The 17,036-nt window shown below is 71.8% G+C and carries 11 protein-coding genes and 2 pseudogenes; 4 read left to right on the top strand and 9 right to left on the bottom strand.

What is annotated here, in order from left to right; translation table 11 throughout:
* The first annotated feature begins 47 nt into the window (after positions 1-47).
* Entirely contained in the window at positions 48-2,840 is a 2,793-nt protein-coding gene (gene sftH, locus IEY86_RS15975) for a DEAD/DEAH box helicase (RefSeq protein ID WP_229698472.1), read from the top strand.
* Between the two features lie 45 nt (positions 2,841-2,885).
* On the opposite strand, the pseudogene IEY86_RS36475 reads toward sftH, so the two are convergent.
* The 7 genes and pseudogenes from IEY86_RS36475 to ssd form a co-directional block, all read right to left on the bottom strand.
* A pseudogene (locus tag IEY86_RS36475) lies at positions 2,886-3,224 on the bottom strand (Rv3654c family TadE-like protein); the annotation flags it as partial.
* Complete coding sequence (locus IEY86_RS15965) at positions 3,221-3,691, bottom strand: TadE family type IV pilus minor pilin (protein WP_189132364.1); 471 nt, start codon at positions 3,689-3,691, stop codon at positions 3,221-3,223. The pseudogene IEY86_RS36475 and the gene IEY86_RS15965, both read right to left, overlap by 4 nt.
* Positions 3,678-3,872 carry a DUF4244 domain-containing protein gene (locus IEY86_RS15960; protein ID WP_229698471.1) on the bottom strand — a complete coding sequence of 65 codons (195 nt, stop codon included), beginning with the start codon at positions 3,870-3,872 and terminating at the stop codon, positions 3,678-3,680. The genes IEY86_RS15965 and IEY86_RS15960 overlap by 14 nt, the downstream gene beginning before the upstream one ends.
* A gap of 189 nt (positions 3,873-4,061) precedes the next feature.
* Complete coding sequence (locus IEY86_RS15955) at positions 4,062-4,877, bottom strand: type II secretion system F family protein (protein WP_189132363.1); 816 nt, start codon at positions 4,875-4,877, stop codon at positions 4,062-4,064.
* Positions 4,874-5,785: a type II secretion system F family protein gene (locus tag IEY86_RS15950; RefSeq protein ID WP_189132362.1), complete on the bottom strand. Its 912-nt coding sequence runs from the start codon at positions 5,783-5,785 to the stop codon at positions 4,874-4,876. The genes IEY86_RS15955 and IEY86_RS15950 overlap by 4 nt, the downstream gene beginning before the upstream one ends.
* Positions 5,782-7,065 (bottom strand): TadA family conjugal transfer-associated ATPase, encoded by a 1,284-nt coding sequence (locus tag IEY86_RS15945; RefSeq protein ID WP_189132518.1) that lies wholly within the window; start codon positions 7,063-7,065, stop codon positions 5,782-5,784. Before IEY86_RS15945 ends, IEY86_RS15950 begins: the two co-directional genes overlap by 4 nt.
* An 11-nt stretch (positions 7,066-7,076) precedes the next feature.
* Positions 7,077-8,270 (bottom strand): septum site-determining protein Ssd, encoded by a 1,194-nt coding sequence (gene ssd / locus IEY86_RS15940; RefSeq protein WP_189132361.1) that lies wholly within the window; start codon positions 8,268-8,270, stop codon positions 7,077-7,079.
* 494 nt (positions 8,271-8,764) lie between these two features.
* On the opposite strand from ssd, the gene IEY86_RS15935 reads away from it, so the two are divergent.
* A complete protein-coding gene (locus IEY86_RS15935; RefSeq protein ID WP_189132517.1) occupies positions 8,765-9,598 on the top strand; it encodes an HAD family hydrolase in 834 nt (277 codons plus the stop codon).
* A gap of 324 nt (positions 9,599-9,922) precedes the next feature.
* On the opposite strand, the gene IEY86_RS15930 is transcribed toward IEY86_RS15935, so the two are convergent.
* Positions 9,923-10,744: a Fic family protein gene (locus IEY86_RS15930; RefSeq protein WP_189132360.1), complete on the bottom strand. Its 822-nt coding sequence runs from the start codon at positions 10,742-10,744 to the stop codon at positions 9,923-9,925.
* Between the two features lie 164 nt (positions 10,745-10,908).
* On the opposite strand from IEY86_RS15930, the gene IEY86_RS15925 reads away from it, so the two are divergent.
* A complete protein-coding gene (locus tag IEY86_RS15925; protein WP_189132359.1) occupies positions 10,909-11,889 on the top strand; it encodes an ATP-binding protein in 981 nt (326 codons plus the stop codon).
* A 544-nt stretch (positions 11,890-12,433) separates the two neighbouring features.
* Here the strand turns inward: IEY86_RS15925 and IEY86_RS15920 are convergent.
* Positions 12,434-13,711, bottom strand: a pseudogene (locus IEY86_RS15920) (polysaccharide deacetylase family protein); the annotation flags it as partial.
* A gap of 569 nt (positions 13,712-14,280) precedes the next feature.
* Here IEY86_RS15920 and IEY86_RS15915 point away from each other — a divergent pair.
* A complete protein-coding gene (locus IEY86_RS15915) occupies positions 14,281-16,848 on the top strand; it encodes a SulP family inorganic anion transporter (RefSeq protein ID WP_189132358.1) in 2,568 nt (855 codons plus the stop codon).
* Positions 16,849-17,036: the final 188 nt, after the last annotated feature.

Below are 17,036 nucleotides of genomic sequence, written 5' to 3'. Positions count from 1 at the left end.
ACGCCTTCAGGCGATTGTCCGTCACGCCAATGACACACTGAGTGCCGATGGCCCACGATTCCTTCTCGCAGGCAGCGCGTCGACACGCCACGCCAGGCACGGCCCCCGGCAGCGTGCTCGGACGGCTGTCCGCGGGTCCGGGCAGGGCGCAGCGCATCACTCATACGGAGCACTTGCCCCCGCGCGTCGGTCGCCATGCCGATTGGCCTGATCGAATCCGACCGGAAGTTGTGGCCGCGGCCCGGGCGGCAGGGATCGAGCGTCCCTGGTCCCACCAGGCACAGGCCGCGGCGGCCGCCGTGGAGGGCCGGTCGGTCGTGGTGGCCACCGGAACCGCCTCCGGGAAGTCGCTGGCGTACCTGATGCCGGTGCTCAGTTCGCTGCTCGACGGCGCCGAGGCGCCCAACGGGCGGGGGACGACCGCGCTGTACCTGTCGCCCACCAAGGCCCTGGCGGCCGACCAGAGGCGGGCCGTGGCCGATCTGGCCTCCGATGTCGCCCCGAAGGTTCGCCCGGCCGTGTACGACGGGGACACCCCGCTCGAGGAGCGCGAGTGGGTGCGCCAGTACGCGAACTACGTGCTCACCAACCCCGACATGCTGCACCGCGGCATCCTGCCCGCCCATGCCCGCTGGTCCTCCTTCCTGCGCAGCCTGCGCTACGTGGTGATCGACGAGTGCCACACCTACCGGGGCGTCTTCGGCTCGCACGTGGCCCAGGTGCTGCGGCGGCTGAGGCGGATCTGCGCCCGCTACGGCGCCGATCCGGTCTTCCTGCTCGCTTCGGCCACGGCGTCCGAGCCCGGGGCCGCGGCGAGCCGTCTGACGGGCGTGAAGGTCACCGAGATCACGGACGACGCCTCCCCGCGCGGCGAGGTCGTCTTCGCGCTCTGGGAGCCGCCGCTGACCGAGCTCAGCGGGGAGCATGGAGCCCCCGTGCGGCGCACGGCCACGGCCGAGAGCGCCGAACTGCTCGCGGACCTGGTCTCCCAGCGGGTGCGCACCGTGGCGTTCGTGCGCTCCCGGCGAGCGGCGGAGCTGATCGCGCTGGTCGCCCAGGAGCGGCTCGCCGCGGTGCCCGTTGCGGCCGGCGAGCGTCCCCTCCCGGACCGGGTCGCCGCCTATCGGGGCGGCTATCTGCCCGAGGAGCGGCGCGCGCTCGAGCGGGCGCTGCACTCCGGGCGGCTGCTCGGCCTCGCCTCGACGACCGCCCTCGAGCTGGGAGTGGACGTCTCCGGCCTCGACGCCGTCCTGCTCGCCGGGTACCCGGGCACGCGGGCCTCGCTGTGGCAGCAGGCGGGCCGTGCCGGGCGCGCCGGGCAGGGGGCACTGGCGGTGCTGATCGCCCGTGACGACCCGCTGGACACCTACCTCGTCCACCACCCGGAGGCGCTCTTCCAGCGGCCCGTCGAGACCACCGTGCTCGACCCGGACAACCCCTACGTCCTCGCCCCGCACCTGTGCGCCGCCGCGGCGGAGTTCCCCCTCGCCGAGGCCGACTTGGAGATGTTCGGCCCCGGGGCCCCCGAGCTGATGCCGCAGCTGGAGCGGCGCGGACTGCTGCGGCGGCGCGCCTCCGGCTGGTTCTGGACCCGCCGAGAGCGGGCGGCGGACCTCACCGACATCCGCGGCGGTGGCGGCACCCCGGTCCGGGTGGTCGAGGCCGAGACCGGCAGGCTGCTGGGAACGGTGGACGCCTCCGCCGCCCACGCCGCCGTGCACGAGGGAGCGGTACACCTCCACATGGGCCGCAGCTACCTGGTGCGGGAGCTGAACCTCGACGACAACGTCGCCCTGGTCGAGGAGGCCGACCCGTCGTACTCGACGACGGCCAGGGACACCACCTCCATCTCCATCCTGGACACCGAGATCGAACAGCCCTGGGGCGAAGCCACCTTGAACTACGGCTCGGTCGAGGTCACCAACCAGGTCGTCTCCTTCCTCAGACGCAGACTCATCACCGGCGAGGTGCTGGGCGAGACCAGGCTCGACCTGCCTCCCCGCACCCTGCGCACCCGCGCGGTGTGGTGGACGGTCACCGAGGACCAGCTCGAGACGGCGGACATCCTCCCCGAAGAACTGCCGGGCGCGGCACACGCGGCGGAACACGCCTCGATCGGCATGCTGCCGCTGTTCGCCACCTGCGACCGCTGGGACATCGGCGGGGTGTCGGTGCCGCTGCACCCGGACACCGGCCTGCCCACCGTCTTCGTCTACGACGGCCACCCGGGCGGGGCGGGCTTCGCCGAGCGGGCCTTCCGTACCGCCCAGGCCTGGCTGACCGCCACCCGCGAGGCGATCGCCGTGTGCGAGTGCGAATTCGGCTGCCCGTCGTGCATCCAGTCCCCGAAGTGCGGCAACGGCAACGAACCACTCGACAAACGAGGGGCGGTGCGGCTCCTGGACGTCCTCCTGTCGTCATCGCCTGTCCCGGAAGAGGTCAAGGAGGCCGAGGGGGCCCGGGGGGCCCAGGGGGTGGATGGGGCCCGGGAGGGCCCCGGGGAGGTCGGTACGGCGGCTGAGGGCCGCCCCCGCACCGGCCAGGGCACCGCCGCGGACAACACCGTGGGCCCCATGGACAACGCCGCGGGGCCCACGGACAACGGCGGTGGGCCCACGGACAACGGCGGGCCCGGGCACGGCGGGGAGGCTGAGGCTCGAGACGTCGGCGGGAAAGTCGCCGGGGACGCCGAGTTCGGCGGTGCCGAAGGGACCGGCGCCGGGAGGACCGATGGCGCCGGGAGGACCAGCACCGGGAGAACCGAGGGTAGCGGCAGGACCGGCACCGGGAGGACCGAGGGCGGCGGCGGGACCGGCGGGGCCGACGGGTCCCGCTCGTGAGCGGACGTCAGCCGGTGGGACGGCGCCCAGGAGGCCGGAGAACTCCGCTCGTGCGGTGACGTCCGCGATGTCGCCGCGCACCTGGCAGGAGACCAACCGGGTGCGCTGCGCTGCGGCCACCCTCCCCGCGACAGCGCATGCCTTGTCCTGGCCGTCCAGCGCCCGGTCGGCGGCAGCGAGTGCCGCCAGGTCGGCCGCCGAGCCCGCCCGGTGCCGTGCCGCCACCGCCTGCCCCACGGCCAGCACGCCCGCGAAGACACAGGCGGTCGCGGCGGCCAGCACCAGCGCCCAGATCGTGCCTGAGCCCCGGTCCCGCCCACCTGCCCGTGCGTACCGTCGCACACGCCGAACCACTCGCCGCAACAGGCATACGGGGCCGCTCATGGCGCCACCTCCACCGTGTCCTCGGCCAGGGCGGACGCGGACGACCGCACCTCGACGGAGAGCAGCGACGCCAACCTCCCCGGTCCCAGCGCCTGCGCGGCCACCTCCACCCGTACGAGGTCGCCGTCCCGGACCGACCGCACACGTGCCCCTCGGGGCGCCGCCTGCTTGGCGGTGGCCAGCACGGCGGACGCAGGCTCCGACCGGGCGGCGGCCCGGGCACCGGCCCGGGCGGCGTCCACGCACTGGATCTGCGCTGCCGCGGCGACCACACCCCAGACGAGCATCGCCGTGAAGAGCACCAGCACCGGCAGCACCGCGGCGGTCTCGGCCGTGACGTATCCGGCGTCCCCTCCGGACTCCCGAGGGCGGCCACCGCCATGCCCACGCTCGCTGCCACGCCCAGCAGCGCCACCGCCCTCCTCACCGGCCCCTGGGCGTGGCCCGGCCGCCTCAGAAGGTCGCATTGAGCGCCCTCTCGACGATGCCGCTCAGCGCGGTACTGATCGCCGGGCTTTTCACGATCTTGTAGAGCACCGACGCGAAGCCCATGGCGGCCATCGTTCCGAGGGCGTACTCCGCCGTCGTCATTCCCGAGTCGCCGAGGCGGCCCGTCAACCGGCCCCGCAGGGCACGTAGAACTCGCATGTCATCCCCGTTCGATGTGGTGTTCCGGTGTCGCCGACTTTGGCGGTCCGGTCGTTGTGGCCCGGTCGTTGTGGCCCGGTCGTTGTGGTCCGGGTTGTGCGGTCCGGGTTGTGCGGTGCAGGGCTTGGTGCCGCCGGATTTGGTGCCGCAGGACTTGGTGCCGCAGGGCTTTGCGTTGCCGAGGCGCCGTCAGGAGTGGCCGAGCGTGCTTCCCGCCAGCCCGATGACCATGGGGACCACTCCCACCACCAGGAAGGCCGGGAGGAAGCACAGCCCGAGCGGGGCGGTGGCCAGCACTCCCGCCTTGCGGGCTCTGGTCTGGAGCTCCCTCGCCGCTTCGGAGCGGCACTGGGCGGCCAGGGCCGCCATCGGGCGGACCGGCGGCGCACCGGAGCCGCAGGCCCGTTCCATCGGGCGGGCCAGGACGGACATCCCCGGAGCCGCGCCGAACCGGGCCCAGCACAGCGCCGGGTCACCGCCCAGCCGTAGCTCCGCGGCGACACGCGACAACCGCCCGCCTACAGGACCGCCGAGGGAGCCTCCGACCGCCTCGGCGGCCAGCCGGGGATCCGCGCCCGCCGCCAGGCAGGCGGCCAGCAGATCGGCGGCCAAGGGCAGTTGCCGCCGTGCCCGGTCGGCTTCCGCGGCCTGCTCGGGGCTCATCGCCGAGGAAGCCGCTCTGCGCTGCCATACCCGCACCCCGACGGCCACCAGGGCGCCCATGGCGACCCCGGCGAGCCCGCCCACGAACAACGCGGCTCCGGCACCGGCCGCGACGGCCGCTGGAATGCCCCTTGGCGCCCCTTCCCCCTGCCCCGGCCATCGGGCCCGGATCAGGCGCAGCCGTCCAGGGGGAGAGCCGTTGACCGTCTCACCGCCGGTGAGCCGCTCGGCCTGCTCCCGCGCCGCCGAGGCACGCCGCCCCGCGGCCAGGCTCGACCAGACAACGGCCGCTCCGGAGAGGGCGAGCAGCCCGGCCAGAAGCACGCGCACCGCTTCGGTCATGACGCACCCCGCGTGATCCGTCCCGTCCAGGCGATGCCCGCGCATTCCAGGGCGACTCCGAGCACCAGGCAGGCGAGTCCGGCGGGGGTGTGCAGGACGCGGAGAGGGTGCGCGCCCATCATGGAGCCGAGCGCCAACCCGAACACCGGAAGCACCGCCAGCAGTGCCGCCGTCGACTTCGGGCCCGCCAACAGGGCCTCCAGGTCTTCCCGTTGCCGCTCATCGGCACGCAGTGCCTCGGCGACCCGGTCCAGGCCTTCCGCGAGGAAGGTGCCTCGGTCGAGCGCCACCTGCCAGCAGGCCGCCATTCCGGCGAGCCCCTCGGCCCCGGGAGCGCGCGCCGCCCGGAGCAACGCGCGCGGCACATCGCCGCCGAACCTCGCGGCGGCCACCACGCCCGCCGACGCCCCCGGCATGTCCGGATCGGCGGACCAAGTGCTCTCCGCAAGGGCCGCGGCCAGAACCTCGTTCGGCAGGCGGCCGGTCCTCAGCTCTCCGGCGACGGTGGAGCACAACTCGATGACTGCGGACCGCCGCCGCGTGGCCTTGCGCCGCGCCGCACGCCGCCGGAGCAGGCGCCGCACCACCGGCACCGAGCCGATACCCGCCAGTGCCGGTACGGGTGAGCTCAGCAGTACCGCGAGGACCAGTCCCACGGCCACGCAGAGCGCCTGCGCCGCGACGGGGGACCGCTCGGGCGTAAGCAATGTCCGCAGCGCTTCGGCGCCCTCGCGCCAACAACGGGACAGGGCTGACCCCGGTGGCCAGGACGACGCCCCCGAGGCACCTCCCTCGCCGCCACCGGCGGTGACCAGGCGCGCCCGGTGCAGCGCCTCGTCCCGGCCGCTGAGCAGCCACGCGGCGGCGCCCGCGAGCGCGACCAGCGAGACCAGTGTCACGGGGCTCATCGCGCGCCTCCCGCCTCGGCGGGCGCCGCGTCGGGCAGCGCCAGTTGGAGATGACCGAAGGCCGGAGCCGACCGGCTCATGGGAGGCTGCACGCCCCTGCCGCACAGCTCTCGCAGCCGGGGCCAGCCCCGCTCCCGCACCACCGCCCCGCCGAATCCCATGACCGCGGCCGGTACGGTGGCCACCAGCCCGGTGGAGGTGCGCTCCAGAACATGGATCTCGGCGACCCTGCGGCGCCCTCCCCGCTCCCGCACGACGTGGATCACGACCTCGAGGGCGGCGGCCAGTTGGCTGTGCAGCGCGGGCCGGTCGAGCCCCGCGGACGAGCCGAGGGCCTCGAGGCGCGCGGGCACATCCGCCGCGGCGTTCGCGTGGATCGTGCCGCAGCCTCCCTCGTGCCCGGTATTGAGCGCGGCGAGGAGTTCGGTGACCTCGGGTCCCCGGACCTCGCCGACCACGAGCCGGTCCGGGCGCATCCGCAGCGCCTGCCGGACGAGGTCACGCAGGGTGACCAGGCCCGCACCCTCCTGATTCGCCGGGCGGGTCTCCAGCCGCACCACATGCGGGTGGTCCGGGCGGAGTTCGGCCGAGTCCTCGGCGAGCACGATGCGCTCGTCCGGGGCGACCAGGCCGAGCAGGCTGCTCAGGAGCGTGGTCTTGCCGGAGCCCGTCCCACCGCTGATGAGGAAGGACAGCCGGGCGTCGAGCAACGAGCGCAGCAGCCGCGCCCCTTCCCGGCCCACCGTGCCCGCGGCCGCCAGCTCCTCCAGCGTGAACGCCCTGGCGCGCACGACGCGCAGGGACAGGCACGGAGAGCCGACCACGACCGGCGGGAGCACCGCGTGCATCCGGGTGCCGTCCGGGAGCCGGGCGTCCACCCACGGCCGCGCGTCGTCGAGCCTGCGGCCCGCCGACATGGCCAGTCGCTGGGCGAGCCTGCGCACGGCTCCCGCGTCGGGAAAGCCGACGTCGGCGCGCTCCAGGCCTCCGCCACGGTCCACCCAGACCTCGTCCGGCGCGTTGACCAGGACATCGGTGACCTCCGGCTCGGCCAGCAGCGGCTCGAGCGGCCCGGCCCCGACGATCTCGGAGCGCAGGGCACGCACAACGCCGAGCACGGCCGCGTCTCCGAGCAACCGCCCCTGTGCCCGCAGGGCGGCCGCGACCCCGGCCGGAGTGGGCTCGTCCCCGGACTCGGCCAGTCGCAGCCGTACGGCGTCCACCAGGGCCCTGGGGGCCTCTGTCCGCGTCGTCCGGCGGTGCCTCGCGGTGCTCACCACCGCCGCCCCGCTCACGCCGCCACGCTCCCGCCCGTGGCCGGCAGCGCCTCGGTCAGGAAGGCCGAGCAGAACCGCGACAGCGGGCCTCGGGTACTGCTGCCGGGTGGATCACCTCCGGCCTGAGCGCCGGCGAGCCCCGGCTCGGGCGGCAGTTCCCCGGCCAGCCGCAGCCGCAGCAACCGGGCGATCTCGGCGTCGTCCAGCCCGGATGCGACGGGGCCGCGCACGACCACCCGCAGATCGCGCAGCACCATGACCACGGTGGAGGCCACCCGCTTGGCCGCCGCCACCGCTCGTAGCTCGGACGGCACGACCAGCAGGCCGACATCGAGCTGTGCCAGCGCCTCGGCGGCGGCCTCGTCCACCCGGCGGGGCAGGTCCACCACGACCACCCCTCCGCGTCGCCGGGCGGCACCCAGCACGGAGCGCACGGCCTCGGGGGAGATCGTCACGGCGTCGGACCTGTCCCACGACAGGACGGACAGATCGTGCAGCCTGGGCAGCGACTCCTCCAGCGCCGCGCCGTTGACCCGGCCGTGGGAGTCGGCGAGGTCGGGCCAGCGCAGTCCGCCGGTCCGCTCACCGCCGAGCAGCACATCCAGGCCGCCCCCGAGGGGATCGCCGTCGACAAGGACGGTCCGCTGTCCACCGCGAGCAGCCGTGACCGCCAGGGCGCACGCCAGCGTGCTCGCGCCGGCGCCGCCGCGTCCTCCCAGGACCCCGATCGTGAGGGCCCGACGGCCGACGCCCTCCGCCGCGTCGGCGATCCGGTCCACCAGCCAGCTCTCGCCGTCGGGGAGGAAGAGCACATGATCGGCGCCGATGTCGACGGCACGGCGCCATACGTCGTGATCGTCGAGATCCCGCCCGATGAGCAGGACGCCCTCCCGGCGGGGTGTGCCACCGGCCGTCGCCGTCGTCAGCATCCTGGCCGCGCTGTCGTCTCCCACGAGCACCAGGGGCGCCCGCTCCCAACTCACCCTGCCCGGTGGCGCTCCGTATGCCACCTCGGGCTCGGCGCCCGCCGCCGCGCACAGGCGCAGCAGGTCGTCGAGCAGGGCGTCGTCCTCGGTCACGATCAATGGGGCGGCCACCCCGCCGCGCTCCGCGGTGATCCGCTCCGGCTCGCGTGCCTCGCGATGCCGCTTTCCCGCCGCGCTCCCTGCTGTGTTCCCCGCCGCGTTCCCCGCTGTGTTCCACGCCATGGCCTGGTCCCTCCCTCGTCGGACACGCACCGGTTGCGCACCCTCGGGACCACACTGAGCCGATTGCCCGGATCCATGTGGATCTTGGACCTCAGTTCTGTGGATTACTCCCCGGTTGTGGATATCGGAGCCACCCGATCGCGTGAGTTCGACCCGGTTCGGGAACACCCCGAACCAGCCACTCGTCCTCATCCGCGGGTGATGTGATGCGGTCATGAAGCGGGCGTGAAGCAGGTGATTCAGAAGGGGGTTGAGAACAACGGGAGATAGCGCCCCGGAGATAGACACCGCCGACCGGCGGGTCGGAAAAGTATCCGGACATGCGACGACCCCCGCCGGGGGGGAGAGCGGGGGTCGTCCCCACGGCCGACTCGGGGGGGGAGGAGTCGGACCGGGTTAGCACGGTCGCGAACGATCCGTGACTTCCATGGTGTACCCGAGAGCCTTCTCAGGCAAACCCACGCGCCTCAGCTTACGCCGAATGGTGGGCGCCTATCCTCGTCTTCGTGGAAAACCGCCTCCAGCCCCGTGCCGCAGCCTTCTTCGACCTGGACAAGACGGTCATCGCGAAGTCGAGCACGCTCGCCTTCAGCAAGTCCTTCTATCAGGGCGGGCTGATCAACCGGCGAGCTGTCCTTCGCACCGCTTATGCGCAGTTCGTGTACCTCGTGGGAGGCGCAGATCACGATCAAATGGAACGGATGCGCGAGTACCTCTCGGCACTCTGCAGAGGGTGGAACGTTCAACAAGTTCGCGAGATCGTGGCCGAGACACTCCATGACCTGATCGACCCCATCATCTACGACGAAGCCGCCACCCTCATCGAGGATCACAAGGCCGCCGGACGTGATGTGGTGATTGTGAGTACATCTGGTGCCGAAGTTGTGGAGCCCATCGGTGAGATGATCGGGGCGGACCATGTCGTCGCCACGCGGATGGTGGTCGAGGACGGCTGCTACACGGGGGCCGTTGAGTACTACGCGTATGGCGAGACAAAGGCCAAGGCGATCACCGCGCTGGCCGAGTCCGAGGGATATGACCTCAGCCAGAGCTACGCCTACAGCGATTCGGCCACCGATGTGCCCATGCTGGAATCGGTCGGCCACCCCTACGCGGTCAACCCCGACCGCGCCCTGCGCCGTGAAGCGGCGGCCCGCGAGTGGCCGATCCTGGTCTTCAGCCGCCCGGTGCGGCTCAACCAGCGGATCCCCTCACTGAGCACCGCGCCCCCACCGGTGCTGGCCGCGGCGGCTGTCGGAGCGGTCGCGACCGTTGCCGGCTTGCTGTGGTTCGCCACTCGTAAGCGACGTTTGTCCGCTTTGGCGTGAATTGGAGTGAAAGGTAAAGAACTGCGGCGGGGTCTTCCACTCGGGCTCGAGGCGGAGTACAAAGTAACCAACGGCCCGCGAGACCGAGGGCATCCGAGAGGATCCTCTGAATTGTGGCCCCACGGACCGAGCACGAATGTCGGGCACCCACGCGAAGCCGACCCGCTATCCGGGCCAGCCGCACCAGGTGACGGGCAATGATCCCGACCTGATGGGCAAGAATCGTGCACGCATGGTAACTCGGCAGACGTGCCAGCGGCGGCACCCCCAGGGGCGCCGCCGCACCCTTGTGTGCGGAACCCCCACCGGCTCCCCCGCCGAGCGCTAGGCGGCGCCCCGCTGCAGCGCCTCGCAGACGGCGGTCGACTCGCGCACTCCCAGGCGCACCGCCTCCGCGCAGTGCGCGATCCATGCCGCGACACCCTCGGACGTGCCGGAAACATAGCCCTCGAGCGCGCGGACGTAGGCCTCGCGGCCGAGCTCGGCCAGCCCCACCTCCGGCGGGCAGATCGACTTCGGATCGAGCCCCCCGCCGATCAGGACCACACGCTGCGCCGCCCGCGCCACCAGCCCGTTCATCGAGCCGAAGGGCCGCAGCGCCAGTAGTTCGCCGTGCATCACGGCGGCCGTGACCAGGGCGGGCGCCTCGGTCCCGGCCAACAGGAGCCGAGCCAGCCCGTCGAGCCGGGCCGACGCCTCACCCGCGGACGGCAGCGGCACCGCACCGAAGACCGGGTCCGCGACGCCCTCGCCATCGGCGCGCGGCCGCCCCACCCGCTCCCGCTCCAGCACCCCGCTCGCCGCCACCAAGTGCAGCCGCGCCAGGACCTGTAGCGGCGACTGCCGCCACACGCCGAGAAGCTGTCCGGCCTCGGCCGACAGGCGCAGGGCGGCGCCCACGATCTCCGCCTCGCCGTCGCCGCTGAAGTCTGTCCGCCGGCGGACCTCTTCGAGCGGCCAGTCGGCGCCCTCGCTAGCGGCGGAACCCCTGGCCCCCCGCAGGGCGGCTTCCGAGGTCACCTCGTTGCTGCGCCGCCGCATCACCCGGTGCCCGTAGACCTGGTCCACGGCTCGGCGCACGGCATCCACGGAATCGGTCACGCCGGGCAGCGCCGCAAGCGCGGCGAAGGGGTCGCTCGTACTCATGGGTAAGACCCTACGCACCCCCGGCCGCCCGCTGTTCGGACACCCCCGATGGGGTGGCGCCCACACGACCATGGTCACGGAGGGCATGGGGTTCGCTACCATGTGGCCACATTCTGGAGACGATAACGGTTTCCAACAACTGAGGTACGCATCAGGAGCCACTCATGAAGATCGCCTTCGTCGGCAAGGGCGGGAGCGGGAAGACCACACTGTCCTCCCTGTTCATCCGCCATCTCGCGGCCGCCCAGCTCCCCGTGGTCGCGGTCGACGCGGACATCAACCAGCACCTGGGTCCCGCCCTCGGCCTGGACGAGCACGAGGCCGCCGCCCTCCCCGCGATGGGCGCCCACCTGCCGCAGATCAAGGAGTACCTGCGCGGCACCAATCCCCGCATCGCGGACGCCGGCACCATGATCAAGACCACTCCGCCCGGCCGGGGCTCGCGCCTGCTGCGTGTGGTGGAGGACAACCCCGTCTACGACCTGTGCGCCCGCACCGTCCCCCTCGACGGAGGGGCGGTTCGGCTGATGGTCACCGGCCCGTTCAACGAGACCGATCTCGGTGTCTCCTGCTACCACTCCAAGGTCGCAGCGGTGGAGCTGTGCCTGAACCACCTGGTCGACGGCCCGGGCGAGTACGTGGTCGTCGACATGACGGCGGGTTCGGACTCCTTCGCCTCGGGCATGTTCACCCGCTTCGACATGACGTTCCTGGTCGCCGAGCCCACCCGCAAGGGCATCGCGGTCTACCGCCAGTACAAGAACTACGCCCAGGACTTCGACGTGGCGCTGCGCGTGGTGGGCAACAAGGTCCAGGGGGCCGACGACCTGGCGTTCCTGCGGGACGAGGTGGGTGACGACCTGCTGGTGACCGTGGGTCATTCGAACTGGGTGCGGTCGATGGAGAAGGGCCGCCCGCCGCTCTTCGCCGAGTTGGAGGAGCCCAACCGGGTGGCGCTGGCCGAAATCCGGACGGCGGTGGACCGCGCCCATGAGCGCCGCGACTGGGCCCGCTACACGCGCCAGATGGTGCACTTCCATCTGAAGAACGCGGAAAGTTGGGGCAACGCCAGGACGGGCATGGACCTGACGGCCCAGGTGGACCCCGAGTTCTGCCTCGGCGAGGCGGCAGCCGCACTGGTCTGACGGCCACAGGGCCGGAGCGCCACCGCAATGCGCGCTCCGGCCCCGGCCGCCGCAAGGGGTCAGGCAGGCGGGCTCATGAGTCCTCGTCGCTGCCGTGGTGCTTGCGGTGGTGCTTCTTGCCCTTCTTCGCCTTGCCGTGCGCCTTCTTCTCGCCCTTGCTCTCCTTGCTCTCTCTGCCCTCCTCTGCCTCCTCGGCCTTCTTCTTGGCCTTCTTGGCCTTCTTGGCCTCCTTGGCCGTCTCCTCGTCGCCTTCGGCCTTCTCGCCCGTGCCGACGTCCTCCTTGTCGGCGTCCTCCTCGCCGGTGTCCTCCGTACCGGTGTCCTCCTCGCCGGTGTCCTCCGTACCCGCGTCCTCCTGGATGCCCTCCTCGTCGGAATCCTCCTTGCGGGTGTCCTCCGTACCCGCGTCCTCCTGGATGCCCTCCTCGTCGGAATCCTCCTTGCGGGTGTCCTTCGCGCCCGTGCCCTCCTTGCCGGCGTCCTTGCTCCCCGCGGTCCCGTTCTCGTCGGCGTCCGTGCCGGGACTGCCCGTGGGCCCCGTGGTGGCCTTCTTCTCGGCCTTCTCGGCCTTCTCGGCCGCCTTCGCCGCCTTCGCCGACTCGTTGAGTGCCGCCTCGCTCAGGAACGCTCCCCAGTCACCGTTCTCGGGCTCATGGCCGACATCGAGCGTGCGCAGCCGCTCAAGGATCCGCGGGTCCTGCGCGTCCAGCCAGTCGGTGAGCTGTTTGAACGAGACACAGCGCACCTCGCTCTTGGTGCACACCGTCTTGATCGTGTCCTCGACAGCACGCATGTAGGCGCCGCCGTTCCATTGCTCGAAGTGGTTTCCGATGAACAGGGGTGCGCGATTGCTCTCGTACGCCCGATCGAATCCCGCGAGGAACCCTTCACGTGTCTGGTCCTCGTACTCCTCGTACTTGTCGGGGTCGCCCTTGGTGGTCTTCGACTGGTTGGCGAGGAAGTTGTAGTCCATCGAGAGCGTCTCGAAGGAACGTCCCGGCATGGGGATCTGCTGGAGCGGGTAGTCCCAGATCCCGTTTCTCTTCTCCGGCCAGACTTGGAGGCCGCCCTGCGAGCTGGAGTCGTAACGCCAGCCCAGGTCCCTCTCCGCCTTCATCAGGTTCTTCTGCCCTTCGAGGCAGGGAGCCCGGCCGCCCACGAGTTCCTTGCGGTAGTCGAACGGCAGGGGGGCCACATCCTTGGGGCGCAGTCCGGTGTTGGTGCGCCACGAGCCGACGAACGCCTCGGCCTGCCGGATCTCGCTCTTCCACTGCTTGGGCGTCCAGGTGCCCACACCCTCATCGGGGCCGCAGAAGTGGCCGTTGAAGTGGGTGCCGATCTCGCTGCCCTCGAGCCACGCCTCGCGTACCTGCTCGATGGTCCGCCTGATGTCGCGGTCGTCGAGGAAGTCGATGTCGGCGGCTCCGCGGGCGTGCCGGGGCGGAGCGTAGAGCTTGCGCTTGGACTCGGGAACGACATAGATGCCGCTGAGGAAGTACGTCATGGAGGCGTGGTACTTCTTGGCGACGGCACGGAAGTGCGAGAAGAGCTTCCAGTCGTTCTCGCCCGCGCCGTCCCAGGAGAACACGACGAACTGCGGTGGCCGCTGACCGGGTTTGAGACGCTCGACCTTCGGCTGATTCGGCTGCGGACCCGTGTTCGCCATGGAACCGTCGCCGATCAGCTGCACTCGCTGAGGCCCTTGTCCGGGGCCTCCTTTGCCCTTCGGCCCATTGGACGAACCGATCGAGCAGGCGGACGCGGTGAGAGCCAGAACAGTGGCGGTGGCCGCCGCTGTCGAAATTCCACGGGCTGACTTCATGCACGTACCTCGTTCCAGTGCGGCCGGCGCTGCGGAAGTGAACAGGCGGCGAATCGCACTCATCCCCATTGGTCCGTTCGGGGGATGTCCTTGTACGGCTGTGCGGTTGGCGCCCTTGCCTTTCCAAACTTGCACGAGGGCTCCGTACCGATAGTCATATGACACGGCTTAAATGGTAATCATTAGAACTTCACTCGTTAGCAGTAACTTCGCCCGCGCAACACCGTCAGGGCTTACTGCCAAATTGGTTTCCGATTACGATTCATTTACCGAACCTTGAGGAATCGCCGACCGCGCACAAGGCACGACCCCGCATAGGCCGGCACCGCACAATCCATGACCGCGCAAAGGCCATAGGGCGATTCCTCCGGCACCAGCCTCCGAGAGCACCCAGCATCGGAGGCGCCCAGCCTTCCCGCCGCACAGCCGTGACCAACGGCAGCCACCGCCCCGGCCACCTTCGGGCTCCGATGACTGCCCGGGCCCGCGTCCGCCGGGCCCGGTACCCCAGAGCGCCCCCGCGACCCCGAGAGATCGGGGCAGCGCCGCCCTTGAGGAGACGGGATTCCATGCGCCTTCGTACCGTCCTGCCCGACCGGCAGTCCGAGACCACCGATCACCCTCCCGGGCAGGCCGCCTCCGCCGACGCCCCCCCGCCGTCCCGTGGCCCGTGGTGCCACCCGGACCTCTCCGCTTCGGCCGTCGTGTTCCTGATCGCCATCCCGCTCTCGCTCGGAATCGCGCTGGCCACCGGTGCGCCCCTCCAGGCGGGACTGGTAGCCGCGGCCGTCGGCGGCATCGTGGCCGGGCTGGCGGGGGGAGCCCCGCTCCAGGTCAGCGGCGCCGCGACCGGACTGACCGTCATCACCGCCGATCTCGTGCAGCGCTACGGCTGGCGGGCCACCTGCGCCATCACCGTCGCCGCCGGAGCGCTCCAACTCCTCCTCGGCGCCGTGCGGGTGGCGCGCGCGGCCCTCGCCGTCTCCCCCGCGATCGTCCACTCCACCCTGGCCGGAATCGGTGTGACCATCGCCCTGGCCCAACTCCACGTGGTCCTCGGCGCCGAGCCGCAGATCTCCGCACCGGCCAACCTCCTGGCCCTGCCCGGACAACTCGCGGGCCACCACCCCGCGTCAACGGGCCTGGGGGTGCTGACGGTGGTGTGCCTGGTGGTGTGGCCGCGGCTTCCGGGGCGCGTCGGCCATGTGCTGCGCAAGGCCCCCGCCGCCCTGGTCTCCGTCCTGGTCGCCACGCTCGCGGCCTCCTGGCTCGGGCTCGACGTGGCTCGCGTCGATCTGCCCACGTGGAACGAGCATGTGCTCCCCGCGCTGCCAGAGGGCCCGCTCCTGGGCCTGGCCGGTGCCGTGGTGTCGATGGCGCTGGTGGCCAGTGCCGAGTCGCTGCTGTCCGCGGTGGCCGTCGAGCGCCTGGCCGCCTCCCGCCCCGGCGGCGCCCCTCGCGCCAATCTCGACCGGGAACTGCTCGGCCAGGGCGCCGCCAATGTGCTCTCAGGTGCGCTCGGCGGCCTGCCCGTCGCGGGCGGGGCCATGCGCGGCACGGCCAACGTACGGGCGGGTGCCGTGACCCGTGCCTCCACCGTCCTGCACGGTTGCTGGATCCTGCTGGGAGTGGCGCTGCTCGCCGGGCTGCTGGAACGGATCCCGCTGTCGGCGCTCGCCGCGCTCGTCATGGTCGTCGGCGTGCAGATGGTGAGCTTCGCGCACATCCGCCATGTGCAGCGGCACCGCGAGTTCCCGGTGTATCTGGCGACGCTGGTCGCGGTCGTGACCCTTGGCGTGCTCAAGGGCGTCGCCCTGGGCATCGTGGTGTCGCTGGCGGTGGCCCTGCACCGGTTGGCGCGCACCCGGGTGCTGGTCGTCGAGGACGACGGGCGCCACCGAGTGCAGGCAAGGGGGCAATTGACATTTCTGGCCGTACCGCGGCTGAGCCGCATGCTGGCCCAGGTGCCGGACGGCGCCTCCGCGGTGGTGGAGCTCGACGGCTCGTTCATGGACCATGCGGCGCTGGAGGCGCTTCAGGGGTGGCGGACTGCCCACGAGGCCCGTGGGGGCTCGGTGGAGGTACGGGGCCGGGCGGGGCGCTATCCCCAGGACCTGCATCTCGGGTGTGTGGCGGAGCCGGACGCCACGGCGTATCCCTGCCGGCCGTGGACCCCATGGCACCGCCACCGCTGCACGACGCCGCACAAGGGCGCCGAGGGCCATGGCAGCCCGCAGCTGCTCGGCGGAGTCAGCGCGTTCCAGCGCAATACGGCACCCCTGGTGCGTGAGGAGCTGGCCCGGCTGGCGCGCGAGGGGCAGCAGCCGTCGCAGCTCTTTCTCACCTGCGCGGACTCCCGCCTGGTCACCAGCATGATCACGTCCAGTGGGCCGGGCGATCTGTTCACCGTCCGCAATGTGGGCAATCTCGTCCCGCTGCCCGACGCCGAGGCGGGCGACGACTCGGTCGCCGCGGCGATCGAGTACGCGGTGGAGGTGCTGAGGGTCGCCAGCATCACGGTGTGCGGGCACTCCACCTGCGGGGCCATGAACGCGCTCGTCACCGCTGCGGCCCTTGAGGCGACCGGGGCTTCCGAGGCCGACGGGGCGCGGGAGGGCGCGTGGGCAGGTGGCGCTGAGACAGACGGCGGGGAGGCAGACGGCGCTGGGCCGGGCGGCACGCAGACCCCATTGACCCGCTGGCTGCGCCATGGGCGCCCCAGCCTCAAGCGGCTCGACGCCCTGGAACGGCTAGACACCCTCGAACAGCGTGACGGCCTGGAACGGCTCGACACCCTCGAACGGCGTGACGGCCTGGAACGGCTCGACACCCTCGAACAGCGTGACGCCCTGGAACGGCTCGATGGCCTCGGTGCCCCGGGCGCCGCCGCGCCACGACTGGGCGATCGTCCGGTGACGGACCGGGTGGAGCTGCTGGCCCTCGTCAACGTCGTGCAGCAACTGGATCACCTCGTGGCGCACGAGTGCGTGACCCGCCGCGTCCGCGACGGCAGCCTGCGCCTGACCGGCATGTACTTCGACTTCGCCGCTGCTCAGGCCTACGTTCTCGACCCGCTCACGGGTACCTTCGATCCTGTCGCGGGGAACGCGGCCCTCCGCGCATCGACACAGGTCTAAACCAATATTCTGAGGACCCTTGTCAGCGTGGACCGCTCCTGATGAGCTAGGGGCCGCGATCCATCGTGGACACCCTGAAGTGGTACACCCTGAAAGGGAGAAGGCGTTGAGCAACGAGAGCCTGGCCAACCTGTTGAAGGAGGAGCGGCGTTTCGAGCCGCCCGCCGAGCTTGCCGCGCACGCCAATG

It is taken from the genome of Wenjunlia tyrosinilytica, assembly GCF_014646055.1.
GTDB lineage: Bacteria > Actinomycetota > Actinomycetes > Streptomycetales > Streptomycetaceae > Wenjunlia > Wenjunlia tyrosinilytica.
This window is presented reverse-complemented; position numbering and strand designations above follow the sequence as displayed.

Coding starts and splice junctions, on each gene's coding strand:
- sftH (WP_229698472.1), top strand. CDS start 48: ATGGCCCACGATTCCTTCTCGCAGGCAGCGCGTCGACACGCCACGCCA.
- IEY86_RS15965 (WP_189132364.1), bottom strand. CDS start 3,691: ATGCGACCTTCTGAGGCGGCCGGGCCACGCCCAGGGGCCGGTGAGGAG.
- IEY86_RS15960 (WP_229698471.1), bottom strand. CDS start 3,872: ATGCGAGTTCTACGTGCCCTGCGGGGCCGGTTGACGGGCCGCCTCGGC.
- IEY86_RS15955 (WP_189132363.1), bottom strand. CDS start 4,877: ATGACCGAAGCGGTGCGCGTGCTTCTGGCCGGGCTGCTCGCCCTCTCC.
- IEY86_RS15950 (WP_189132362.1), bottom strand. CDS start 5,785: ATGAGCCCCGTGACACTGGTCTCGCTGGTCGCGCTCGCGGGCGCCGCC.
- ssd (WP_189132361.1), bottom strand. CDS start 8,270: ATGGCGTGGAACACAGCGGGGAACGCGGCGGGGAACACAGCAGGGAGC.
- IEY86_RS15930 (WP_189132360.1), bottom strand. CDS start 10,744: ATGAGTACGAGCGACCCCTTCGCCGCGCTTGCGGCGCTGCCCGGCGTG.
- IEY86_RS15925 (WP_189132359.1), top strand. CDS start 10,909: ATGAAGATCGCCTTCGTCGGCAAGGGCGGGAGCGGGAAGACCACACTG.
- IEY86_RS15915 (WP_189132358.1), top strand. CDS start 14,281: ATGCGCCTTCGTACCGTCCTGCCCGACCGGCAGTCCGAGACCACCGAT.